Source organism: Thiofractor thiocamini (assembly GCF_055384375.1).
The window spans coordinates 1,945,458-1,969,696 of record NZ_AP042389.1; the positions used below are offsets into that span (position 1 = coordinate 1,945,458).

Annotated in this window: 23 protein-coding genes; 21 read left to right on the forward strand and 2 right to left on the reverse strand. The window is 35.0% G+C overall.

Translation table 11 applies throughout. From position 1 onward, the window contains the following. Positions 1-15: 15 nt before the first annotated feature. The 19 genes from ACZ47B_RS09910 to ACZ47B_RS10000 all read left to right on the forward strand — a co-directional run bounded on the left by ACZ47B_RS09910 (position 16) and on the right by ACZ47B_RS10000 (position 21,595). Positions 16-1,749: a polysaccharide biosynthesis protein gene (locus ACZ47B_RS09910; protein ID WP_464895728.1), complete on the forward strand. Its 1,734-nt coding sequence runs from the start codon at positions 16-18 to the stop codon at positions 1,747-1,749. A 210-nt stretch (positions 1,750-1,959) separates the two neighbouring features. Beyond that, on the forward strand, positions 1,960-3,162 hold the full coding sequence (locus tag ACZ47B_RS09915) for a type II toxin-antitoxin system HipA family toxin (protein ID WP_464894369.1): 1,203 nt from the start codon (positions 1,960-1,962) through the stop codon (positions 3,160-3,162). Next, on the forward strand, positions 3,131-3,349 hold the full coding sequence (locus tag ACZ47B_RS09920; protein WP_464894370.1) for a helix-turn-helix domain-containing protein: 219 nt from the start codon (positions 3,131-3,133) through the stop codon (positions 3,347-3,349). Before ACZ47B_RS09915 ends, ACZ47B_RS09920 begins: the two co-directional genes overlap by 32 nt. Positions 3,350-3,534: 185 nt before the next feature. Next, positions 3,535-3,804 (forward strand): DUF4258 domain-containing protein, encoded by a 270-nt coding sequence (locus ACZ47B_RS09925; protein ID WP_464894371.1) that lies wholly within the window; start codon positions 3,535-3,537, stop codon positions 3,802-3,804. Continuing rightward, positions 3,804-4,073 (forward strand): hypothetical protein, encoded by a 270-nt coding sequence (locus ACZ47B_RS09930; protein ID WP_464894372.1) that lies wholly within the window; start codon positions 3,804-3,806, stop codon positions 4,071-4,073. Before ACZ47B_RS09925 ends, ACZ47B_RS09930 begins: the two co-directional genes overlap by 1 nt. A gap of 275 nt (positions 4,074-4,348) precedes the next feature. Further along, positions 4,349-10,042: a LamG-like jellyroll fold domain-containing protein gene (locus tag ACZ47B_RS09935; protein WP_464894373.1), complete on the forward strand. Its 5,694-nt coding sequence runs from the start codon at positions 4,349-4,351 to the stop codon at positions 10,040-10,042. Continuing rightward, positions 10,039-10,707: a type II secretion system protein gene (locus ACZ47B_RS09940; protein ID WP_464894374.1), complete on the forward strand. Its 669-nt coding sequence runs from the start codon at positions 10,039-10,041 to the stop codon at positions 10,705-10,707. The genes ACZ47B_RS09935 and ACZ47B_RS09940 overlap by 4 nt, the downstream gene beginning before the upstream one ends. A gap of 5 nt (positions 10,708-10,712) precedes the next feature. Then, on the forward strand, positions 10,713-11,690 hold the full coding sequence (locus ACZ47B_RS09945; RefSeq protein WP_464894375.1) for a type II secretion system protein: 978 nt from the start codon (positions 10,713-10,715) through the stop codon (positions 11,688-11,690). Further along, positions 11,687-12,142, forward strand: a complete 456-nt coding sequence (locus tag ACZ47B_RS09950; RefSeq protein ID WP_464894376.1) for a hypothetical protein — start codon at positions 11,687-11,689, stop codon at positions 12,140-12,142. Before ACZ47B_RS09945 ends, ACZ47B_RS09950 begins: the two co-directional genes overlap by 4 nt. Then, positions 12,139-12,663: a prepilin-type N-terminal cleavage/methylation domain-containing protein gene (locus ACZ47B_RS09955; RefSeq protein ID WP_464894377.1), complete on the forward strand. Its 525-nt coding sequence runs from the start codon at positions 12,139-12,141 to the stop codon at positions 12,661-12,663. Before ACZ47B_RS09950 ends, ACZ47B_RS09955 begins: the two co-directional genes overlap by 4 nt. Positions 12,664-12,682: 19 nt before the next feature. Beyond that, positions 12,683-14,179, forward strand: a complete 1,497-nt coding sequence (locus tag ACZ47B_RS09960) for a hypothetical protein (protein ID WP_464894378.1) — start codon at positions 12,683-12,685, stop codon at positions 14,177-14,179. Next, positions 14,176-14,799, forward strand: coding sequence for a hypothetical protein (locus ACZ47B_RS09965; RefSeq protein ID WP_464894379.1), 624 nt, complete (start codon positions 14,176-14,178; stop codon positions 14,797-14,799). The genes ACZ47B_RS09960 and ACZ47B_RS09965 overlap by 4 nt, the downstream gene beginning before the upstream one ends. Continuing rightward, positions 14,796-15,200, forward strand: coding sequence for a hypothetical protein (locus ACZ47B_RS09970; protein WP_464894380.1), 405 nt, complete (start codon positions 14,796-14,798; stop codon positions 15,198-15,200). Before ACZ47B_RS09965 ends, ACZ47B_RS09970 begins: the two co-directional genes overlap by 4 nt. Beyond that, entirely contained in the window at positions 15,197-16,630 is a 1,434-nt protein-coding gene (gene mshL, locus ACZ47B_RS09975) for a pilus (MSHA type) biogenesis protein MshL (RefSeq protein WP_464894381.1), read from the forward strand. The genes ACZ47B_RS09970 and mshL overlap by 4 nt, the downstream gene beginning before the upstream one ends. Beyond that, positions 16,631-17,431, forward strand: coding sequence for an AAA family ATPase (locus ACZ47B_RS09980; protein ID WP_464894382.1), 801 nt, complete (start codon positions 16,631-16,633; stop codon positions 17,429-17,431). After that, positions 17,421-18,119 (forward strand): CDC27 family protein, encoded by a 699-nt coding sequence (locus ACZ47B_RS09985; protein WP_464894383.1) that lies wholly within the window; start codon positions 17,421-17,423, stop codon positions 18,117-18,119. Before ACZ47B_RS09980 ends, ACZ47B_RS09985 begins: the two co-directional genes overlap by 11 nt. Before the next feature lies 1 nt (position 18,120). Then, positions 18,121-18,660, forward strand: coding sequence for a hypothetical protein (locus tag ACZ47B_RS09990; protein WP_464894384.1), 540 nt, complete (start codon positions 18,121-18,123; stop codon positions 18,658-18,660). An 11-nt stretch (positions 18,661-18,671) separates the two neighbouring features. Continuing rightward, positions 18,672-20,342, forward strand: a complete 1,671-nt coding sequence (locus ACZ47B_RS09995; protein ID WP_464894385.1) for a GspE/PulE family protein — start codon at positions 18,672-18,674, stop codon at positions 20,340-20,342. Positions 20,343-20,353: 11 nt separating this feature from the next. Continuing rightward, the gene (locus ACZ47B_RS10000) at positions 20,354-21,595 is read left to right on the forward strand and encodes a type II secretion system F family protein (RefSeq protein ID WP_464894386.1); all 1,242 of its coding nucleotides are present in this window, start codon (positions 20,354-20,356) and stop codon (positions 21,593-21,595) included. A 104-nt stretch (positions 21,596-21,699) separates the two neighbouring features. Here the strand turns inward: ACZ47B_RS10000 and ACZ47B_RS10005 are convergent, their stop codons facing one another. Together ACZ47B_RS10005 and ACZ47B_RS10010 are read right to left on the reverse strand one after the other, a co-directional pair. Then, positions 21,700-22,311, reverse strand: coding sequence for a type II secretion system protein (locus tag ACZ47B_RS10005; RefSeq protein WP_464894387.1), 612 nt, complete (start codon positions 22,309-22,311; stop codon positions 21,700-21,702). 9 nt (positions 22,312-22,320) lie between these two features. After that, on the reverse strand, positions 22,321-23,031 hold the full coding sequence (locus ACZ47B_RS10010; RefSeq protein ID WP_464894388.1) for a type II secretion system protein: 711 nt from the start codon (positions 23,029-23,031) through the stop codon (positions 22,321-22,323). Positions 23,032-23,182: 151 nt separating this feature from the next. On the opposite strand from ACZ47B_RS10010, the gene ACZ47B_RS10015 reads away from it, so the two are divergent. After that, the gene (locus tag ACZ47B_RS10015) at positions 23,183-23,602 is read left to right on the forward strand and encodes a hypothetical protein (protein ID WP_464894389.1); all 420 of its coding nucleotides are present in this window, start codon (positions 23,183-23,185) and stop codon (positions 23,600-23,602) included. 411 nt (positions 23,603-24,013) lie between these two features. Beyond that, entirely contained in the window at positions 24,014-24,214 is a 201-nt protein-coding gene (gene rpmE / locus ACZ47B_RS10020) for a 50S ribosomal protein L31 (RefSeq protein WP_464894390.1), read from the forward strand. Positions 24,215-24,239 lie beyond the last annotated feature (25 nt).

The following is a 24,239-nucleotide window of genomic DNA, read 5'->3' on the forward strand; positions in this document are numbered from 1 at the left end:
GGTTATATGCATAAAATACCCATAGATAAACGAATTTTAAATTTTTTAGTGATTATTACCCTTACATGTGCGACTTTTTGGTGGACTTTTTTTATATTTCATAAGCCGTTTTATACCAATTTGGTTCTTAGTGTTATATTGGTTCGGATGTTGGCATCTTTACTTTTGTTCAGCGACTATTCGTTATCATGGTCCAAAGCATCGCAAACTACCTTTCTTATAAAAAGTTTTGTATATATAGCCGCATTTTTCGCATATGCGCCTTTGTTTTATGGTAAAGTCAGATTTGCCCTGATGGCATCAGAACTGTTTTTTTATCTTTTTGCCATAAATTTTGCAGTTTATTTTTACTACTACCTGGTCAATAAAAATTATGTAAAAAAGACAAAATCAGTAGTCATATACGGTGCGGGCAAAGCCGGCACAAAACTAAAGTCCGAATTTGACAATACAGAATACAAAGTAAAATATTTTGTTGATGATGATAAATACATATATAACCGTTCTATTGATTCGGTAAAGATCATATCAAAGCAAAAACTAAAAGATAAGATAGGCAGTGAAAAGCTTGATCTCCTTGTCATAGCTATGCCTTCAGCTTCAAAAATCAGGATAAAAGAGATATATGACAGACTGTCGGTATATTTTAAACAGGTTAAAGTTCTGCCGACAATGGATGAGATACTTAAAACTCAGGATTTTTCAACACAATTAAAAAATATATCGGTAGAGGACCTGCTTGCACGTCATCCTAAAGATTTGGATAAAAAAACCATTTCAGCCTTTATAAAGGATAAAACCATTCTCATAACAGGAGCAGGAGGTAGTATAGGCAGTGAGATATGCAGACAATGTGAAAAATACGGTGCTAAAAAACTTATCCTTTTGGATCACAGTGAATACAACCTTTATACTATAGAGCAAGAGATAACAAAGATCGATAAAGTGGCAGTTTTGCAGAGTGTGACCAAGAAGGAGTTTTTAGATAAAACCTTTAAAACATATAAGCCGGATATCGTTATACATGCAGCTGCCTATAAACATGTGCCATTAGTTGAGTACAATCCCGAAGAAGCTATAGTCAACAACATAGTAGGTACAAAAAACTGTATAGATCTCTCTATAAAACATAAAGTTAAAAAATTCATACTCATCTCCACAGATAAGGCAGTCCGCCCTACAAATGTCATGGGAACGACTAAAAGGATCTGTGAGCTTTACGCGCAAAACTCCAACGGCAAAGGAACTGACATAGTTGGAGTCAGGTTTGGAAATGTGCTTGGAAGCAGTGGAAGTGTCATACCGAAGTTTAGAAAACAGATACAAAGTGGTGGACCCGTAACTGTCACTCATCCTGAAATCACCAGATACTTCATGCTCATACCCGAAGCTTGTGAACTTGTTCTTCAAGCAGGTGCCATTGGCGGCGGCGGAGAGGTATTTGTTCTTGATATGGGCAAGCCCATCAAGATAGTGGACTTGGCAAAAAAAATGATAGAGCTCAGCGGCAAAAAAGATATCAAGATAGAATTTACAGGACTTAGGCCGGGAGAGAAGTTATATGAAGAACTGCTTATAAGTGATTCGGACAAAACTACCAAATATGAATCGATATTTGTAGCAAAACCAACTTTTTACGATATAGACAAGTTGAATGAAGATATCAAAGAGTTGCTTGTATGCGAGGATAAAATCGCAAAACTTAAGGAAATCATTCCAGAGTTTGATCATAAAAACAATATTAAATAATAATTTAAATATATTTAAAATTTTAAAAAAGCCGATTTACTTATCGGTATATTTTAACATGATGATAGAGGGTTAAGCAATAGGGGTCAGGTATTGGGAATAATATATTTATGTTTTTATCATCATAATGTTAGGTTTTTGTTTATTTTATTTTACATTTTAATATCTTTTAGATATAATGTTCACTAATCTAAACAAAAAGGAAATTTAGTGATAGATATCTATCATCATGAAAACAAAATAGCAACTCTTTTTAAAGATGATAAGAAAACCGTTCTAAATTACCAGGATAATATTTTAAAAAACTCTATATCTCTATCCTTGCCAAATACTCAAAAGATATATCTTTGGGAAGATAGATTTTCTCCTTATTTTGAATCTTTTCTTCCTGAAGGTTATCTTTTTGAAATATTTAAAAATCTTTTAACTAAAGAGTATGGATATATTGATGATTATCTTCTTTTTTCTATCCTTTCGCCCAACATAGATGGCAGGATTCAATACAAAAGTGATAAAAAATCGGTTGAATTTGATTTTTTTAATATAGAAAATATCATAAATAATGATACTAAAGATACTTTTAACAAACTTTTAAATCAATTTTTAGATAAAAATGCCATTAGCGGTGTTCAGCCAAAAACAGTTGCTTTACTTAAAACAAAAGAAACTATAGAAGCTAAAGAATATATCATCAAAACTTGGGGCGATGAGTATGAATATTTGGCTGAAAATGAATATCTTTGTCTTAAAGCTGCTAAAAATGCAGGTATTCCGATCCCAAATATTACCCTCTCAAAAAATAAAAGATTTTTGATAGTAGAAAAGTTTACCCATCAAAAAGATGGGATTTGGGGATTTGAAGAGGCATTGTCGCTTATGGATAAAAATCGAATAAATAAATATCAAGGAAGCTACGAACAAGTAGCAAAAGTGATAAGCTCATTTGTAAATGATAGCGGAGAATCTTTGATAAATTTTTACAAAACTATCATCATGAACTATCTGCTAAAAAATGGGGATGCTCATCTAAAAAATTTTGGACTTATCTTTAGTGATGATTTTAGCTCTATAAAATTTGCTCCGGCTTATGATATAGTTACAACTACCGCTTATATCTTTAAAGATAAACCGGCTCTTACTTTAGAAGGAAAAAAACTTTGGTATGGTAAAAAAGAACTTATAACTTTTGGACAAAAATACTGTAATCTTTCACTATCTAACGCTGACAAATATTATCAAGAGTGCATAAGTACTTTAGAAGAATCAATAGGTGATTTAGAAGAGTATATAGCTAAAAATCCACACTTCAAAAAAATAGGAAAACGAATGTTAGATAGCTGGAGATCATCACTTGATCAAAAAACCATAAAGGAGATAGGCATTGACACTATCAGAAATTGGAATGAAAGTTAGAGAAAAAAGAAAAGAGATGGGCATTACTCAAGCTGAACTCTCAAAACAAGCAAAAATGAGCCGAACTACTCTTTCAAAACTAGAAAATGGCTACTTTGGAAATATTTCAGTAGCTACGCTTGATAATATTCTGTCAACTTTAGGTTTGACTATCGAGCTAAAGCCAAGAAATCCATTTGTAAAATAGAGAGTCATTTGTCATGTGTTGGATATAAGTAGCTACCGAGCAATGATCCGGCGGGGTGTCCAAATGGGGGTGGCGTGGACAAAATATAACTAATAGCAATACAATAGCAGGATTAGAGATTTACTTTTCTTGACAAGTTAAATCAGTTATCATATAATTATGTGATATGTATAAGGTATATATTAATGTATAAGTGGAATGAAGATAAAAATTTGAAATTAAAAAGAGAACGGGGTGTTTGTTTTGACGATATTGTTGAGGCTCTTAGCAAAGGTGAGATAGTTGACAACTATAAACACCCATTATCAGACAAATATCCAAATCAGTATATCTATGTAGTATTGATAAAAGAGTACATTTGCTATGTTCCTTATGTAATAGGCGAGGATTATATATTTTTAAAGACAATAATCCCAAGTAGAAAGCTAAACAAAAAATATAAAAAGGGGTCTTGATGCGGTACAGCAAAGAAGAGCTTGAAATCTTAGAAGCGATAGAGAGTGGAAATATTCAAAAGGTTGATTTTGATAAAGAAGAGATAAAACAAAAAGCAAAAGATACGATAAAATATAACCAAGACAAAAAACAAATCAGTATCAATGTAAAATTATCAGATCTTGAAATAATTAAACAAAAAGCAAAGCAGGTAGGTATCCCATATCAAAATATTATACAAGCTTTAATACATAACTATAGCTCCGATAAAATAAAATTGTCTATATAAAATAGCAGGGTTGGAGGTTTACTTTCAACTAACTTTTTATGATATAGATCAATTGAATGAAGATATCAAAGAGTTGCTTGTATGCGAGGATAAAATCGCGAAACTTAAGGAAATCATTCCAGAGTTTGATCATAAAAACAATATACAATAATAGCCTAAAGATATATTTAAAATTTTTAAAAAGCCGATTTACTCTTAGTATAACTAAAAATATGAATATAATTATCTAAAATAATATTATTTAGATAATATTATGAAAAATATATGGAAAAAATATGCATAAAAACTATAAAATTATTTTTAAAGCATTGACCCTGTTTTTGGTAAGTATATATGTAAATGCTGAAGTTAATCTGCTTGATCCGAACAATGGGGCTGTCATAACAAGACCGCCTTCGCAGTATAGTAGTTACTATTCATATACCAGACTGAATGATTTGCAAACTGATAAATATTGGCTCAGCCACTCCGGCGTATTTGTCAATAATGCAATTTTTAAGTTCGATGATTTAAACACCTCAAAAAGTTTTAATGTTTTTAAATTATACAATCATGGCGGATCGCCCTCCATCAAGTCCTTTGCTATATTGAGCTCAAGAGATATGAATCTATCGCAAGATATAGGAAAAAAAGGCTGGGTACGAGCCATATCCGATAATAATATATCAAAAAAAACAGATATGTTAAGCTGGATAGAAGGTGGCGTTTACCAAAATACCGCTTCACAATACAGTAACAGTTATCCTGCAACAAGAATGAACGATTCGGATTATCACAATCGATGGCTTAGTCACACCGGTGTATTTGTCAACAATTTTGACTACAAGTTCGATACCAACTGGGATGAAAACAGTAGTGAGAGGGTAAATGAATGTAGCGCATTCAGAGTAGTTGGAAGCTCTGCAAGCTGGGGCTTGAAGGATTTTCAAGTTGAAGTAAAGTACGCAGGTGATAACAACTGGACATATTTGAGTGTTCCAAACAGCGCGGGTGATACGAATTTTAACTTTCTAAACGAGTATGAAACAGGCGTTTACCAAAATACCGCTTCACAATACAGTAACAGTTATCCTGCAACAAGAATGAACGATTCGGATTATCACAATCGATGGCTTAGTCACACCGGTGTATTTGTCAACAATTTTGACTATAAGTTCGATACCGATTATGACGGGAATGCTGATAACAATATAACGTTTGACAGATTCAGAGTAGTTGGAAGCTCTGCAAGCTGGGGCTTGAAGGATTTTCAAGTTGAAGTAAAGTACGCAGGTGATAACAACTGGACATATTTGAGTGTTCCAAACAGCGCGGGTGATACGAATTTTAACTTTCTAAACGAGTATGAAACAGGCGTTTACCAAAATACCGCTTCACAATACAGTAACAGTTATCCTGCAACAAGAATGAACGATTCGGATTATCACAATCGATGGCTTAGTCACACCGGTGTATTTGTCAACAATTTTGACTATAAGTTCGATACCGATTATGACGGGAATGCTGATAACAATATAACGTTTGACAGATTCAGAGTAGTTGGAAGCTCTGCAAGCTGGGGCTTGAAGGATTTTCAAGTTGAAGTAAAGTACGCAGGTGATAACAACTGGACATATTTGAGTGTTCCAAACAGCGCGGGTGATACGAATTTTAACTTTCTAAACGAGTATGAAACAGGCGTTTACCAAAATACCGCTTCACAATACAGTAACAGTTATCCTGCAACAAGAATGAACGATTCGGATTATCACAATCGATGGCTTAGTCACACCGGTGTATTTGTCAACAATTTTGACTATAAGTTCGATACCGATTATGACGGGAATGCTGATAACAATATAACGTTTGACAGATTCAGAGTAGTTGGAAGCTCTGCAAGCTGGGGCTTGAAGGATTTTCAAGTATTTGTAAGCCATGACCACGGCTCAAGCTGGCAGCAAGTATCCATAAATGGCAATACAACTTTCACAGCCCAAAACACCAATACCCTTCAAACTTTCAACCTCGATTCAAATCTAAGTAATGTCACGGATGTAAGATTTAAAACTATCAATAATTACGGTCATGGAAGTTACGTGGGAGGAAAAGAGTTTGAAGTAATAGGCACAAACAATAAACCCATAAGAACTTTCACAGCCCAAAACACCAATGCACTTCAAACTTTCAACCTCGATTCAAATCTAAGTAATGTCACGGATGTAAGATTTAAAACTATCAATAATTACGGTCATGGAAGTTACGTGGGGGGAAAAGAGTTTGAAGTAATAGGCACAAACAATAAACCCATAAGAACTTTCACAGCCCAAAACACCAATACCCTTCAAACTTTCAACCTCGATTCAAATCTAAGTAATGTCACGGATGTAAGATTTAAAACTATCAATAATTACGGTCATGGAAGTTACGTGGGGGGAAAAGAGTTTGAAGTAATAGGCACAAACAATAAACCCATAAGAACTTTCACAGCCCAAAACACCAATACCCTTCAAACTTTCAACCTCGATTCAAATCTAAGTAATGTCACGGATGTAAGATTTAAAACTATCAATAATTACGGTCATGGAAGTTACGTGGGAGGAAAAGAGTTTGAGTTTATGTGTAAACCAGCAGGTGGTATACATACCTTTGAAGCTTTACAGACATCGAACGTTCAGACATTTAATTTTAATTATCTAAATGGATCTTTGTTTAGATTTATCACTTTAAACAACTATGGATATGGAAGCTATTTGGGTGCAAGAGAGATCGAACTGTATCTTAAGGGGCCCATAGCCAACTATCAGTTTGAATCATGCAAGTATAATGGTAGTGACAATGAAGTAATAGACTCTACCGGCAGTTATAACGGTACATCTGTAAATGGGGTAAATACAAGATATATCTCATCATATGATGATATGTTTGGAAGAGCAGCTGTATTTGATGGACACGACAGTTACATAAAGCTTCCTAACTTCCCAGATATTACTGGTTCAAGAACTATTACTGCTTGGTTTTACACCAAAGATGCCGGCAAGCCCGGTCAAAGAATCTTTGCAGATGATGAGCAAAATGGAAATGGTAATTATGCTTTGAGCATAGGAGATCCAGGAAGCGGGAGAGCGAGATTTTATATACGTGGATTATCTCCTATATCTTTGGACAGTCACAATATCATACAAAGTAAGCATTGGTATTTTGCGGCAGCTACATTTGATAAAGACAGTATGAAAAAAACTCTTGATATTTATGATATAAACGGAACACTGCTTGATAGTGTTTCTCAAACAGTTTCCGGAACGGTAGGTACTCCATCAGGCACTGCAAGCATTGGTGGTGAAACAGATAGCGGTGAAGTTCATAACCGCTTTAAAGGTTATATCGATAAAGTTCTGATTTTCAAATCAGTATTGAGCAGCACCCAGATCGAAGGTATAGTGCAAAACAATCTTCATAAAAAACAGTATAATGGTATCGATATACCAAGATATAAAATATGCCCCGTTGCCGATTACAGACTCGATGATATGTGCAACTCCGGGGGGCAGTCATTTTATGTGGCTGAGAGTGCTATCGGTCTGGTTGGAGTCATAAAGCCTGACGGCGATGCTTTAAAATCAAAAAGAGCAAAGGTATGTACAGGTGCTGAATTTGATGGTCAAAAACAGTATATAGACGTAAATGACAGTGATATTTTGGATAATACGAAAACACTCACAACTACAGCATGGATATATCCGACACAACTTAGACAGACAAATGGAACAAACGCAAGAGGTATATTTTCAAAAAGAAACAGTTATACGGGAAACTCACAATATGCATACGGTGTATTCTTTTGGAACGGACACAATATGAACAACAACGAAGCGGCACTGTATGTTGACATAGACACACAAAATGACAGAACGCACTCTAACAAAAAGATAAAAGCGAATGAATGGACGCATATAGCCATAGTTTTTGACGGCAGGCTGCCAAAAAGTGAACGAACGAAGATATACATAAATGGTATTTTGGACTCGGTGCATAGTGAAACAAGTAGTGCCATACCGGATTATTCCTCTGATTTTTATATAGCAAATTTATACACCGGAAGCCACGAGTTAAAAGTTTTTAAAGGTATTATGGATGAAGTAAAGATATTTGATCAGGCTTTAAATGACTCCGATATCAAAAGGATTTACGATAATGAAAATGCAGGGAGGGATTATACCGGTCAGATAAGACAGTGTGTTTGTACTTCAAACGATAGAAATATTACTTTTAATGCGGTCGATAGATATGGAGGGTGTTACAACTGGGATAATAACATAAAAACAAAAATAGTCAATCAAAATATAAATCTAACTATTTTGGCAAAAGACAGTAATGGATCGGCAGCCAAAGATGCCAATATAACAAAAGTTGAATTGCTGGATTATGGTGCAAGTTGTTCAAATATAAAAAACAAATTTACTATCTGGAGTGGAAACGCTTTGACCGATGAGAATGGATGTTTTGACCTACCTGTTTTTCAATACAGTAAAAGTACGAAGTGCGCGAAGATACAAATCTTTGGAAAGACCGATACCAACGAGACAAACGCAACTTCAACAGATAACTTTGCCATAAGACCCAAAAAGTTTACTCTTTTGCCAAATGCGCCTTTTTATGCGGGTGATACATTTGGCATAACTTTCAAGGCACTTGATGCAAATGATGTGAATGCAACCGACTACAATGAAACAAAAGATGTCTCATTTGTCATAGAATCAAATATAACAAAACCGGGCTGTTTTCAAGGTGTTTTGAATGTAAATGGTTTTAGTTTTCAAAACGGCTTGGCAAATGATGTCAATGCCACTTACTCCAATCTCGGAGATATCAATATAACCATCAAAGAAAAGCCAGGAAGCGAGTTTGCCAAAGTCGACAGTGACGATACAAACGATACCCAAAGATATATCACTCCGGGTTCAGTGATGATTGAAGTTAAACCGTACGATATAAATATCACGAATGTAAATTATCAAAATTCAACCGCAAAAGAGTGGCTTTATGATGCAAATGCAACTGATATGAATGCTACCGTGCAAGCTACCATAAAAGCTTATGCAAAAGGCTCAAGCACAGCTTTGGCGGATTTTAACTCTACATGTTATGCAAAAGATATGAATATATCGTTTAGTTACGATGCAAATTACAGTGATACGAATGTTTCCCTGGACGCTGTTCCTATAGAAGGGGGTTTGAATCTTCAAGATATCAATCATGCATATATCACTCTTGCCTCTTTATCTTTTATTGGCGGTGAGGCAAACGCATCTTATGCTTTCAATGTAAAAAGAGAACGCAATCACCCTTTAAATCCTGTAAAACTAAGCTTGAAAGATATAAATATCACTACATCCGATATCAGTAAATACCAAAATGACGCTATATCCACCGGTAACATAAACGGTGATCAAAACAGTACTTTTTACTATGGCAAGATTTATGTCCAGGATTTTCAAACAACCGAGCAAAATACTACGAGTGGATTTTATATAGATGTTTACTGCAACGGCTGTCAAGATAGTATAAACGGTTTTTTCCAGGATAGTTTAAGCTGGTATAGAAATGCATACGACGGCGGGGTCAGCAAATCCGCACTTTTTACCATCAAACCAAAGCAAAACTTACTTCTCTCATCGTCTGACAAAAGTAACATAACCATATCCCATATAACAGATGCAAACAATGCAAAAGTAAGTTTCGATATCTTAAACTCAAAAGATAGCTACGATACTGCCGTGCTTCATCTCTTGATACCAAAATGGTTATGGTATAATGATTATAAAGATTATAACGATAGCAATACAAGTGACTGTTCAACTCATCCTTGTATCGAGTACAAGCTTTTGAAAAACTCGAGTAGCAGTATAAAAAGCGGAACTTTTCAAGGTTCAGACATCGGGCATGAACAAAACAGAACTATCAAAAAAGTAGGTGTGAAGGTTTACAGGTGACAAAAAAAAGAGAAGGTTTTACTCTTATCGAGCTTATCTTTTCCATGGTGATCATAGCTTTGGTTTTTACCGTTATCCCCAAGATCATCTTTGCTTTTAACAAAAGTGATAATTTTTCCATAAGAGAGGATGCTTTGTTCAACGGTGTATCAACAGTCAATATGATTTCAAGATTGCCGTGGGATGAGAACAATACCTTGCACAATGATATACTCTTAACTAACAGTTCAAACAGCAGATTTGATTGCAATACGACTTCTCACTACAGAGTAGGAGGATTTGTCGGTTCGAGAAACTGTGAAAATGCTTTACAGGCAAGCGCGATATCAAGTGACGGTGAAAGTGATCCTGCGTTTCTCAATGACTTCGATGATTTTAACGATATAAACATAAGTGCCAACATAGGAACAGATAGTCTTTATACGCTTTCAAACAGAGTTTTTTACGCTTTGGATGACAGCACTGTTTTTAGTTATGACTATGCCGGTAAAAGTGTAGTTATACATCTTGAAAATATAAGTGAATCAAACAGTTCAACCAATTTGAAAATGCTTAGAACTGATGTTTACTATAGCGGTAAAAGAGGAAAAGTCAGACAAATATCCAACTTTTACTATGTCTCTTCAAACATAGGACAAGTTTTGATAAAGAAGAGAAGTTGGTAAGAGATATGAAAAAAGCTTTTACTCTTATAGAAATGATAGTTGTCATCGTCGTTGCAGGGATACTTTCAGCCGGAACTTTCATAGCGTTAAAAGAGATATATCTAAGGGCGGCAAAGTCAAAAGCTATCAGTGAACTATCTCAAACTTCACAACTTGTTAGCTCCGAAGTAGCTTCCTTGCTTTATGATAGAGTGCCATCGTCAGTCATAGGATACGATACAGCCACAAATGAGTACCGCTCCATTTACGATATCAATAAAACTTACAATGTTTTAGAGTGGATATCTCTTGCTAAGGAGTCTTTTTTGCACAGAGATTACAGCGGTTTTGTGGATATGAACGCTTCAAATCCTTTAACAAATACTCTTGTTTCACCAGATACAAATATCTCATCCATATCTGATACCGAGAAAAAAAAGTTTGACACAACACAAAATATATATGACAATGACTTGGTAGCACTTATCTTTGCAGGCTCGTTTGACAGCGGTTCTTTGGCGCTTAACAGCGACTTTGACAACTCTTTTGGATGGCATGGAGGAGATGCCAAACTCATATACAAGATAAGCTCATCCTCGATAAATAATCTTATCAGATTAAAATCACACCCAAGCGAGATATATGAAAAGTACTATCTTGTAGACAGTGCTTATGCCTTAGCAAGAGGAGCAGACTTGAATGAAAGCCTTGTGCAAAGCGGATGCGGTTTGGATCTAAGCGGTATAAAAGAGAGTGATTTCAACTCGACAATGTTTTTGTTTTATGATTACAGACCATGGAAAAAAGAGACTTTTTGCGCAGACCCAAATATAACAGGCAGCGAAACAAGGGAAGGTAATGTTACGGTACTCTCAAGCGAAGTAGAAGGTTTTAGGGTAGATATCGTAAACAACAACCTGCAGTTTAATTTGACTTTTAAAAGGGTAATTTCAAGTGATAAAAAGTACAGTGTCACTATATCAAAACAAAAGGTGATATTTTGAGAAAAGGTTTTGGACTTATCTATGCTCTTTTTGTCATAGTGCTTGTTGGGGGACTTATATCTTTGGCGCTAAGATATGCAAAATCTTCTATCGTAAAAACTACAAATATATATGAAAAAGAGAGCGCGGAGCTTTTTTTAAACAGCGCGGTCGAGCTTTCGCTGCTTGCCATAAGCGGGTATAAAAGAAGCAGCGCCAACGGATGTTTAAAAGATATCAACATCACTTCGAATGATAAAAGATTTATAGCTAAAGTACATATCAAATGGTACTATCTTACAGGCGGTTCAAGTGATGCACTTTACTGTGCCAATGACAATATGACTCATGTCATCACCACGGAGGATTCGCAGGGTATGGCGATGCTTGAAGTGGAAGTTGACAGCAATGATACAAATCCGAAAAATTCCATACCTCTTAGGATCATAAGAAGGACATTGCAAAGACCATGAAAAATAAAAGAGCTTTTACTATGATAGAACTTATCCTGGTTATCATCGTTATAGCCATACTTGCCGGCAGTGCCATATCGCTTTTTCCGGATAGAAAACTAAATGACAATGTAAATTATCTTAGCTTACAGATAAAAAGCAAACAGGCAAATGCTATTAATTATGACCATTACCGATTTGGCGATACATTGTGGAAAAAAAGAGATGCTTCAAAAGAGTATGATTTAACATGTATAGACTTAAATATATCCGGCCAAAGATCAGCTTACGGCAAGTCCACTTTGGACAGATTCGAAGAGCAAAAAAACATACCAAAACATTTCTTTTTGGATAAAAGTATAGTTATACAAACGACAGGTTTAAATGATCAAAACCAAACGCTTTGCTTTGATGGAAGCGGAAGGCCTTACACTATGGAGCAAAAATTGCTTAAAAGTATCATAGATATCAAAATGAGCTTAAAAAACAAAACAAAGGATATTTTAGTTTATCCTATATCAGGTTATGTTATAATAAAGTAGAAAGAAAATAGAGGTAAAAATGTCTGCCAAAGAAGCTATAGTTTATATAGATCCATTTTCCAAATCCATCATAAAAGCTGCAAAAAACAGTTTTGAGCCTGCAAAAGCATTAAAAAACTACTTTATAGGTTCAAGAGTAGGGTATGAAGATATCATCACTTACAGTTTTAAAGTCCACAAAAGCATATCCAAAGAGGATCTTGATATCCAAGTAGAGCTTAAGATGTATGAGGATGTGGGACTGAAAACCGATAGAAAGTACAAGATAGGCTATATCAAAAAAGAGCTTGATTATGAAGAGTCTTATATCATAGAAGTTTTTGCCTTGGATATACAGGAGGTAAAAGAGGAGCTTTCTTTTGTTTTTGAAAAAACGAAAAGATTGGATTTTTTAGCACTTCCAAGCCTCGCATTTGAGACATTTTACAAAACCAAAATCCTATCTCCCAAAAAAGATATATTTATATATTTCGATGAAAAAGAGGCATTTTTATCCATATACAAAGAGGGCAGATACCTTTCATCATCATCTTTAAATACTCTCGAAGAAATTGCAAAAGACATTGAAATGGCGATTTCTGAGCCTTTAAGTGTAAAAACTTTGAGAGAGATACTAAGTGAAAAAGGTTTGGATGCCAAAAGATATGATGATAGTGAACAGGCATTATATGATGCTTTAAGATCGGTATTTTCATCCATATTTCAAAAAATCAACAATATAGCCATGCACAATAGAAGCATATTTGGCTTCGATGTGATTGAGAGGATATTTTTAAGTACGGTTGACGGAAGGATAAGAGGGCTTAGGGAATTTGTAAAAAGTATAGGATTTGAAGAAGCCCAACTTGGGGATTTCAACCTTTTCAAACAAAAGAGTGAACATAACTTTTTAGAGCATATCGTAGCTTCATACATCCTCCAAAAAAAGTTGAACAATGACAATGCTGATAATTTTACTTTCGTGGAAAAAAGAAAGCCTTTTTATAAAACCAAAGCGGGAAGCTTCATACTTTTTGCTGTTTTTGCTGTTTTTGCTTTTGGTTCATATCCTGCATATCTTTTGTATGAAAACAATGCCTTGACAAAACAAAGAGATATGTTGCAAAAAAGATATGAAGTATTGCAAAACAGAACAAGAGATATAAAAAGACAGATAGTACAAAGCAAACTCGATATCAAAAAGGTAACCGATGCCATAAATTCACAAAAAGAAAAATTATCCAATCTTGATAAAAGTATAGATGAGTTGGCACTTCTTACTTCAAAAGAAAAAAAGAGTTACAAAACCATACTGCTGCTTGATAAATACTTGCAAAAATACAACCTCTCTTTAAGCGGATTTGAACAAAAACAAAACAACCGTTTGATTTTGGATATAATAGCCAAGTACGATAAAAGAGATGACATAGCAAAATTTATGAAAGATTTGATAAATATCGGATTTGTAGAAGTTTCCACAAAAGAGATAAAGTTGAATGAAAATTACTATATAAGTAAAATCGAGATAGAAAAATGATAAAGTTGTATGAAAATTTTAACAAATACTTGGAAAAACTGCCAAAAAGCCAGCTTGTCATGTTGTATCTGATAGTTATCATCGCCGGCATAGCGCTTGTTTATAACACAGTACCCGATATGACATCCAAAAACGATCTTTTAAAAGATGAGGTGAGTACTCTGCAAAAAAATATACAAAGAAGCGGATCTTTGAGACTAAAAAGAGCTTTGGCGAACAATAAAAAGATATTACTTCAAAAAAAAGAGGAGTTTAGGAAGCTAAAAGAGCAAACCACTTTGGTTTTATCCGAACTTTACTCTTTGAAATTTGCTTTTTTTGATGAAAAAGAGTGGGTAAATACGCTCGATAAAATACTAAAAAAGTCCGTTGGTTATGATATAGAGATACAGTATGTCAAAAATAGTGATATCAACAAACCCACTCAAGAGTTTTCTCTCATAAAAAAGAAAAAAAATATCCAAATCGAAGCCGTGGGAAGTTTTGCAAATATAGTCAAATATATAAGCTACATTGAGACTCTACCGTCACTTTTGAGATTTGAAACTATAAAATTTGGTTTGCAAAACGGTAAAGTAAAAGCTTTGATGGTGTTTGATACATATGGGATAGGCATATGAGATATATAGCATTTATGATCATCTTTCTTGTAGGAGTTCAGGCTTTTTCTATAAAAGATATGGAGAAAAAGATCGCTCTGCTAAAATCTGCCAAAGACTACACCTTTAAAGAGGCAAAAGTACCCTATGATCCTTTTTACAAAGCAAAAAAGATAGTTTCACAAAAAAAGAAGAGCATTAAAACAAAAAAGATCAAAAGAACATACCCGAAACTTATAACGGTACTAAACAATCAAGCTTTTATAAATGGCAAGTGGTACAAAAAAGGTGATATTATAGAGGGTATGATGGTCAAAAAGATCTACAGTGATCATATCATCCTGCAAAAAGGGAGTAAAAAAGTGGTTTTAAAGATAAAACAAAACAGAAAATTTTTAAATATCGTGGAGAAGCGTAAATGAAACAAATACTCAGATGGATTATAACAGCAGGTTTATTTATAACCCTCTCTCAAGCAGCTTGTGAGAACAAACTCTTTTCTTTTAGCATAGGAAACTCTTCCACTTCACAAATAACCATAAAAAACATCCTTGACAATATAGCTGGTAGTTGCGGTATAAGCCTTATATACCAAGATGATAAAGCAAAAGAGAAAGTTAAAAAACCGGTATCTAACCTAAATGTGAAAAATTACACTTTGGAAGAGTTGCTTCACCTGCTCCTAAGTGATAACAATCTCTTTTATACGCTTGATAATGATATTTTAAAAGTTTCATATCTAAAAACCAAATCATACTATATAGACTATGTAAGTTTTACAACCAGAAAAAGTTCAACAAATAAAGTGATAAAAACAGGAAGCGGTAACAGTGACAGTGGAAGCGATTCTACTACTATGGACTTCACTTCGGAGTTTAAATTTTGGAGTAAGATACAAAATGAGATAAATTCGATACTAAACAGACAAAGCGAACAGGGTGAAACCCCTATGCCCGCCCTTGTCAATCAAGATGCCGGTATCATAACGGTAACCGGAACTCCAAAAGAGTTGAATGCGGTGGAAAAATATCTAAAGATCATAAGTCAAAGAATGCACAAACAAATCCTCATAGAAGCAAAGATCATAGAAGTACAGTTCAACAAAAACAGAACTACCGGCATAGACTGGAGCCAGTTTCAGCTTGGACTAAACGGAAGCTCTGATGCTCAAAGATCAAGAGTAAACGGGCTTTTGACCAATACTTTAAAAAAGCCCAATTATCTTGTAGGTTACAACTTTACCATGACCGGGCTTTTGAACTTTTTAAAAACCCAGGGGGATGTCAAGATAGTATCAAATCCAAAGATAATGACTCTAAATAACCAGCCCGCCGTCATCAATGTAGGAACTGAGATAAACTACAGATACGACAGCGGAAGCACTACTACCACTTCAAGCGGAGGAACGACTACCACACCAAACTATGAGACCGATTCCACTTTTGTCGGAGTGACTTTGGATATAACACCGCAAGTAACAAAAAACGGTTATATAATCCTCAAGATAAATCCTGTAGTAAGCGATATAGCCGATAGACATGTGGATGCAAACGGAGTTCCGTTTTTGGCACCTGATATAAAGATAAAACAGCTTTCATCTTTGGTAATGGTAAAAGACAATGCAAAGATACTTATAGGCGGACTTATCAGTAAAAAAGACGGAGTAACCGATACCAGTGTACCGCTACTCTCAAGCATCCCCATCATAGGAAATGCATTTAAAAGCAGTGCGAAGAATATACAAGAGAGTGAACTTATCATAGTCATCGTTCCCCATATCATAAACAACAGCATAACCCCCACCATCAAAAAATATGAACAAGATAAAAGATTTAAAGACGAGTTGAAGTAGATGCGGGATTTTGACGGTGCAAAGAAACTCTTTAGAGATATCATTGATACAAAACAGTACTTTGACAGCGTTAGTGCCGAAGTTGGTAAAAACAAGATACTTGAAGCCATAAAAGAGAAAAATGCTCCTTTGATATTTGTCATAGCGGACCCTGGAGAAGGTAAAAGCTACATACTAAGACTTACAAACGAACAGTTAAAAGATAAACATTTGACTATCTTCATAGATCACCCTTTTTTTGATAAAAGGGATCTTTTGAAGATGCTCTATGAGGCAAAAGAAAAGTTTTTTGATCCTTCTGTCAACTTCAACACCCTAAAAGAGGAGATAGTAAAAGAGTACAAAGATACCAATCACACTATATTTTTGGATGAAGCACAGCTTTTAAATGATGAGCAGTTTGAGCTTATAAGGATACTAAGTGATACCAAAGTATTTCAATTTGTACTTTCCATGCACAAAGAGGAGGGTTCTGCTATACTTCAAAAAAAACATTTCAAATCAAGGACGAAAGTCATAGTTTATCTTCAATCCCTAAGAGTTGATGAGATAAAAAGATACATAGACAGTACTTTGCTTTTAAACGGTTACGGTGATATATCGCAAATGTTTAAAAATGCTCATGTAAAACTGATAGCAAAGCACACCAAAGGGAATTTTAGAATGATAAAGAAGTATCTTTATACACTTTTTGGGCTGCTTTCATACGCTAAAAAAACAGGTATCGTAAAACATCAAAAGATCAACAACTGCCTTCTTAACATGAGTGCTTTGGATATAGGATTGGTAGATGACAAATAGCAGATTTGAAGAGTTGGAAAGAAGATGTAAAAAGATAAAAGATAAAAAGATTATAAAATTTATCATATTTACTCTTTTTTTGGCTTTGTTGGTCGCAGTGTCATATTGGGCTGTAGTAAAATATCCAAAACTTGACAATACGGTAAAAACAAAAAATACGACACCGGTTAAAAAAGTTATATCAAAAACCGAAAAATCAACTTCCAAACCGACTTTAAAACTCGAACCTGTTATCAAGATACCAAAGGTGACAACAAAACCACATATACAAAAAAAGAAAGAAACCGTACAAAAAAAAGAGAAACAAAAAGCTCAAAATCTTCCTAAAAAGCCAAAAACCACAGTTAAAAAAGAGGTCATAAAACCTATTTTAAAGATTGTCACGCAAAATGCCGACAAAGAAACCGTGCTTTTGAAAAATTACAGTATCAACAAAGACTTTTCTTCCGCTTTGAAGCTTGCGAAGTATTATTTTAAGCAAAAAGATTATAAAAAAGCACTTTACTGGGCTAAAAATGCCAATAAACTTGACTCGACAAAAGATGACTCGTGGATAGTATACGCCAAGTCCAAATACGCACTGGGAAAAGAAGAGGATGCCATAGAGTCACTCAAAACTTTTTTAAGTATCTTTTACTCAAAAAGAGCAACCGAGCTTTTAAACAGATATGAAAAAGGACAAAAGTAATATGAGGTTTTTTTTACCGCTCTTTTTACTCTCTTTTTTGTTTGGCGGAAATTTTGACGAAAGAGAAATGCTTCGACTTTATAAACAGGCGGATTATAAAAAAGTGTGCAGATACGCAAAACCGTTTTTGAATAAAATGGACAACTCTTTTTTGTCCTTGGTCGGTGATGCCTGTGCGAAAGAGGATGATATAAATATACTTGGCATTATAGTGGCAAAACTAAACAAAACGAAAAGTGACAGGGCAAATGCATCATACTTCGCTACTTTGATTTTACAAAAAAAGCTTATATACCAGTTTATGAATGACGGTCTTGATCTCTCGGGACTGGTTTTGCCAAAAACTACGCATATCCTATCTAAAGTATTTGAAAAGCTGGCACAAAAAAAGTATGAAGTGATTGAAGATAAAAATAAAAAACTTCGTATAAATGATGGAAAATATATGTATATAGTGTGGTTATCGCATGATAAACCCTCGAAAGTATATATCGGGGAGTATAAAAACGGGCTCTTTTTGAAAAAGCACTGGTATAGATAAGGGGTGAGATTATGTTACAAAAAAAGATAAGACTGGGTGATCTTCTGATAGAAAAAAGATATATAACTAAAGAGGATCTTCAAAGAGCATTGCAGTTACAAAAAGAGGAGAATTACAGATACAAGCTTGGAGAAATCTTTGTAAATGAGGGATTTATGAGCGAAAAAGAGTTGGCGGGACTTTTGGCTGATCAGCTAAAGATAGGGATGGTTGATCTCTATGCCGAGGATGTTGACTTCGAGCTTTTGTCAAAATACCCCCTAAACCTTTTAAAAACTCACAACGTCATACCTTTTAAAGAGGATGAACATGAGATATATATAGCAGTAGCCGATCCGCTTGATTATGATGCTATAGAACATATAGAAAGAGTAAACCCCACCAAACCGGTAAAAGTCTATATAGCTTTAAAACAGGAGATAAATCATATCCTTGACAGGCTTGAACTGATTGCCACTACCAAATCGCTCATAAGCAGCGTAAAAAAAGATATAACAAGCGGAACCTATAGGGCCGATAACGAGCAAAGCTCCATTATGAAACTTATAGAAGTTATCATAAAAAATGCTATCATAAAAAATGCAAGTGATATACATATAGAACCAAGTGCAAAAGATGTGATAGTAAGAAGCAGGGTTGACGGAATTTTGAGAGAGAGTTTTGTTTTTGATCTTGATATTTACAATGCACTCTCTTCAAGGATAAAAATACTTGGAAACCTCGATATAAGTGAAAAAAGAAAATCCCAAGACGGAAGATTTTCACTAAGTATTGACGGAAGAACTTATGACTTCAGGCTTTCGACCGCCCCGGTGATGTTTGGTGAATCTTTGGTCATGAGGATACTAGATCAGCAAAAGATACTTTTAAAGATAGATGAACTTGGACTTGAAGGGAAAAATCTCGGACTTTTTGAAGATCTCTTAAAAACCCCTTATGGAATTATATTTGTCACAGGACCTACAGGAAGTGGTAAAACGACAACTTTATATGCCGCATTGAACGAGATAAAAAGTATAGAAAATAAAATGATAACCATAGAAGATCCTATAGAGTATCAACTCCCTTTAGCCCAGCAGATACAGATAAACGAAAAAATCGACTATGGATTTGCCGATGCATTGCGCTCAATTTTAAGACAGGATCCAGATATCATCATGGTGGGTGAAGTAAGAGATGAGGAGACGCTAAACATAGCTGTTCAGGCATCTTTGACAGGACACCTGGTTTTTACCACCCTTCATACAAATGATGCTCCAAGTGCAATAACCAGAATGGTGCAGATGAACCTGGAGCCTTATCTGATATCAGACTCACTTGTCGGTGTCGTAGCTCAAAGACTTGTAAGAAAGATTTGCCCTTACTGCAAAAAAGAGTACAAACCTACTAAAAATATCCTTCAAAAGATAGAAAAGTATCTTCCGGAAAATTACAAGTTTTATATCGGAGAAGGGTGTGAGCAGTGCTCTTTTACAGGCTATAAGGGAAGAACCATGATAAATGAGATACTTAGGATAAATGAAACCATATCTCATATGATATCTATCGGTATGAACAAGTATGAAATCGCAAAAAATGCTGAAGAAGGCGGAACATACAGCCCTATGATAGTTGATGGGATACAAAAAGCCGTAAAAGGTGTCACTACTGTCGATGAAGTTCTTAGAGTCACAAGGTGGTAAAGGTTTGAGCTGTGGCATACTTTAAAGTCAAATACCTAAGAAACTCCGAAGAAGAAGAGTTTATAACCGAAGCAAATGCAAAGATAGAGGCTATAAAAGATTTTAAAGACAATCCTAAAGGTATATTTTTAAGCATAGAAGAAGTTGATGAGCCGTTTGACATAAAGATAAAAAGATTAAAAGAGTTTTTAAAAGAGAGATTTTTCAAAAAAAAGATACCCAGTCTTTCATATATAGCGACTCTAAGGCAAATGGCTGTGATGTTAGATGCCGGAATCCCCATAAATACAACATTGAAAACCGTTATAAAAACATGTGACGATAAAAGAGTCAAAGAGATATTTCAAGAGCTTTACAGGGATATCGAATCAGGTGCGAATTTGTCTGATTCGCTGAAAAGATATGAGGAAGAAGTCGGAAAACTATCTATCGTTATGGTAGAACTTGGTGAAAAGATAGGTTTGCTATCAGAATCCATAAATAAACTGGCTGACTTTTTGCAGGAGATCCATGACAACAGGGTCAAATTGAAAAAAGCCACTAGATATCCTCTCTTGGTAATAGTTGCCATGATGATCTCATTTAGCCTTGTTATTATTCTAGTCATTCCCCAATTTATGGATATATTCAGTGAATTTCAAGCCCAGCTTCCTTTTCCCACAAGGCTTCTTATATGGATAGAAGAGGCTATAAAAAACTATGCTTTATATATACTATCGGGAGCAGCTATCATCTTTTTTGTACTCAACAAAGTTTACAAGAAAAATGACAATTTTCACAGATTTGTAGATAAAATAATGCTAAAAGTCTATATAGTAGGAAGCGTTATATATCTTTCCATGGTTGGAAGATTTGTTTATATATTTGACAGGCTCATATCTTCGGGACTTCCTATCATAGAAGCTTTGAAAACCGCTATAAGTGTCGTCGATAACAAGTATTTGAAAGAGAGATTGGAGATCATATCCCAAAGTATCGAAGAGGGAAATTCTTTGACAAACGGCTTTAGGGAAACCGGTCAGTTCGAGGGGTTGGTCACTCAAATGATAGAAGCTGGAGAAACAAGCGGTTCACTCGGTAAAATGCTCGATAAAGTTTCGATATATTACAAAAACAAGTTTCAAAATCTTGTAGATAATGTCTCCACTATGATAGAACCCATACTTATAGCAGGTATCGCCGGATTTGTTTTGCTTTTGGGCCTTGGTATATTTTTACCTATGTGGTCACTTGCCGGAGCGGTTGGAGGCTGATATGGTTGATATGCAAACAGGTACGATCATAGTGGTCGTTTTTAGTACCATAGTCTTAGGCATAGGGCTTTGGATCATCCATAAGATAACAAATATATGATTTTTTAATTGCAGGTTATAGAGATATTGCTGTAATTTGTCGGCGTGGTGCCATTGACATCTATAAGCATTAGATCTCCAGAATGCAGTACTTTGCCGGAGTAATTTTCTTTGCAGGTTTTGTTTGGATTGATATAAGAAGCATACAACCAGTAGTCGTTTTTATCAGGACGTCCCTGTATATCACTGTTTTTTGCGTTTTTATCATACTTGACACCGTTTTTTGCATTTGAGGCGGGACCGGTAAAGATGGAAAAAGTAAAGTCGGTTGTATTGTTTTCATATACTTTTTGAAATTTATCACCGTTTGTGTTGGACTTCAAAAGAGCGCCGAAAGTTTGAGAATTTGCCGATAAATCAGTAGGGTATCCAACGGAATTTAGAGGATGGATGCTACTATTTTGGTTATTTCCCCAGGTAAAATCACCTTCGTTGATACTCCATTCTCCGTGAGCTCCGTCAAGTGCGGTACTGACCGCCGACATAGTAGCTACCTCGGCGGTTTTTTTGGCATTGTCCTTCACTCCCATGAACTTAGGGATAGCAACACTGGCAAGTATACCTATGATAACAATGACAAAGATAAGCTCTATCATTGTAAAGGCTTTTCTTTGCATTGTTAAAAATTATAATCCGTTAGTATAAAAGTGATACTCATGGGTAGGATTGTTCGAAGCACCAGTGTAGTAAACATTTGCTTTGTTGACCTGTGCAGTACCATTTACATCTATGAGTTCAATCGTTCCAGCTTCCACAACTGTTGGATTGATATCTGGATCATGTGAATTTGTAATATTTAAATCAACCGGTGAAGGGTTGAAGATCCAAAAGTCATTTTTGTCAGGTTTTCCAGGTATATCTTCTCCTGGATGATCAGTAGGGTATTTAACACCACTTTGAGGATTGCTTGCTTTGCCTGTAATGATGACGGGATTGAAATATAATCCATCTTGATAACTGAATGCTCCGTTGGAATTGAGTAGAGTAAATCCTTGGATTTTTAGGCTCTTTACTTTTTTGGCTACTTTGCCAAGTACACTTTGAGCATCATTTGCTTTTTTGAAAAGACTTCCTCTGTGTGTTATGTTCGCAGTTGAGTCATTCATATCTGAATCAGCTAAATTGTACCAATTGACTTTAGTATCGCCATAATCGTCATATCTTCCTTCCTGCTCGGCAACAACGGCAGATGCAAGTCCATCCATTGCTGAAACTTCACTGTTTACCTTTGCTCTATCTTTAACACCATTAAATTTCGGTAGTGCAGTTGCCGCCAATATGCCTATGATAACTATGACAAATATAAGCTCTATCATAGTAAAACCGTTTCTTTTCATAACTTCTCCCTTTGAGTTGGTTAAATTTTATGTATTATACTTCTATATCGGTAAAAATATCATAAAATTAACTATTAGTTTTTATAACATATGGATTATTTATCATTAAAATTGTATTATTTTCACTCAATATTACAAAAAGGTGTTTTTAATGAATGAACTTGTTTCTATGTCGATAAATCTACATATCTTTTTTGTCTTTTTAGCTCTTTTGTTTGCACTTATAAACCTTTTTGTGGTAAAAAGTTGCAGTGAGTATGTAGCTATGACCAAAAAATATGAACTTTTTTCTCCTCTTTACTATCTAAGTCTCAGTGTTGTTATATTTACCGGCTCGGTTGTAGTCGCCGTTTTTAAATTTGACATAAACCATGCCGTTTATCTGATGATACTGACCTCTGTCATCATCATAGCAGGAGCATTTAAAAACCACAGGCTTTTCAAACTGACAAGAGTAAGGGATGAAGAATCCCAAATTGTCTTTAGAAAGTTCGCCGTTAAAAAATACATAGTAGATATAGTACTTATCATCATAACTATAGCTTTGGCATTTGTAATAGACTTGTTGTGATATGATTATGCACCATTAACTTATCACATTTTTTCATAATCAAGGCAACACTTTGCAGGAATAGCCGTAGCTATTTCAAGAAGTGTTAACGAAGAGTATGGACAAATGTGTTAAGCCCGAAGGGTAGCCTTTAAAGAGGCAATCTTGCACAAAACTTTTTATCAACATAGCTTTGGGCTATGCCTCAAAAAAGGTTTTGCACAATCTCACCTCTTTAAAGACTATTAATGATGTATAATTATATCGCAACAAGTCTACTTGCTTGATTTTAAAAGTTTATTTTGATATAATTTCATTTCCCCTCCCCTATATAGCAGCAGGCTTCTTTTTTTGGGAGTCTGTTGCGTTTTTAAACCTTACGGGTTAAACTCGCGGGATTAGGAAAATATCAAATTTTATAAGGAATTAGAAATGAAAAAGGGTATCCATCCTGAATATGTTGAGTGTAGTGTTACTTGTGCCTGCGGCAATCACTTTACAACTATGTCAAACAAACCGGAACTTAGAATCGATATATGCAATGTTTGCCATCCGTTCTTTACCGGTAGCGAAAAGATCGTAGATGCAACAGGTAGAGTTGAGAAATTTAAGAAAAAATACAATTTAAAATAAGATTTAAAATTAAGAGGCCTTGTCT

Coding starts and splice junctions, on each gene's coding strand:
- ACZ47B_RS09925 (WP_464894371.1), top strand. CDS start 3,535: ATGTATAAGTGGAATGAAGATAAAAATTTGAAATTAAAAAGAGAACGG.
- ACZ47B_RS09930 (WP_464894372.1), top strand. CDS start 3,804: ATGCGGTACAGCAAAGAAGAGCTTGAAATCTTAGAAGCGATAGAGAGT.
- ACZ47B_RS09935 (WP_464894373.1), top strand. CDS start 4,349: ATGCATAAAAACTATAAAATTATTTTTAAAGCATTGACCCTGTTTTTG.
- ACZ47B_RS09945 (WP_464894375.1), top strand. CDS start 10,713: ATGAAAAAAGCTTTTACTCTTATAGAAATGATAGTTGTCATCGTCGTT.
- ACZ47B_RS09955 (WP_464894377.1), top strand. CDS start 12,139: ATGAAAAATAAAAGAGCTTTTACTATGATAGAACTTATCCTGGTTATC.
- ACZ47B_RS09960 (WP_464894378.1), top strand. CDS start 12,683: ATGTCTGCCAAAGAAGCTATAGTTTATATAGATCCATTTTCCAAATCC.
- ACZ47B_RS09965 (WP_464894379.1), top strand. CDS start 14,176: ATGATAAAGTTGTATGAAAATTTTAACAAATACTTGGAAAAACTGCCA.
- ACZ47B_RS09970 (WP_464894380.1), top strand. CDS start 14,796: ATGAGATATATAGCATTTATGATCATCTTTCTTGTAGGAGTTCAGGCT.
- mshL (WP_464894381.1), top strand. CDS start 15,197: ATGAAACAAATACTCAGATGGATTATAACAGCAGGTTTATTTATAACC.
- ACZ47B_RS09980 (WP_464894382.1), top strand. CDS start 16,631: ATGCGGGATTTTGACGGTGCAAAGAAACTCTTTAGAGATATCATTGAT.
- ACZ47B_RS09985 (WP_464894383.1), top strand. CDS start 17,421: ATGACAAATAGCAGATTTGAAGAGTTGGAAAGAAGATGTAAAAAGATA.
- ACZ47B_RS09990 (WP_464894384.1), top strand. CDS start 18,121: ATGAGGTTTTTTTTACCGCTCTTTTTACTCTCTTTTTTGTTTGGCGGA.
- ACZ47B_RS09995 (WP_464894385.1), top strand. CDS start 18,672: ATGTTACAAAAAAAGATAAGACTGGGTGATCTTCTGATAGAAAAAAGA.
- ACZ47B_RS10005 (WP_464894387.1), bottom strand. CDS start 22,311: ATGCAAAGAAAAGCCTTTACAATGATAGAGCTTATCTTTGTCATTGTT.
- ACZ47B_RS10010 (WP_464894388.1), bottom strand. CDS start 23,031: ATGAAAAGAAACGGTTTTACTATGATAGAGCTTATATTTGTCATAGTT.
- ACZ47B_RS10015 (WP_464894389.1), top strand. CDS start 23,183: ATGAATGAACTTGTTTCTATGTCGATAAATCTACATATCTTTTTTGTC.
- rpmE (WP_464894390.1), top strand. CDS start 24,014: ATGAAAAAGGGTATCCATCCTGAATATGTTGAGTGTAGTGTTACTTGT.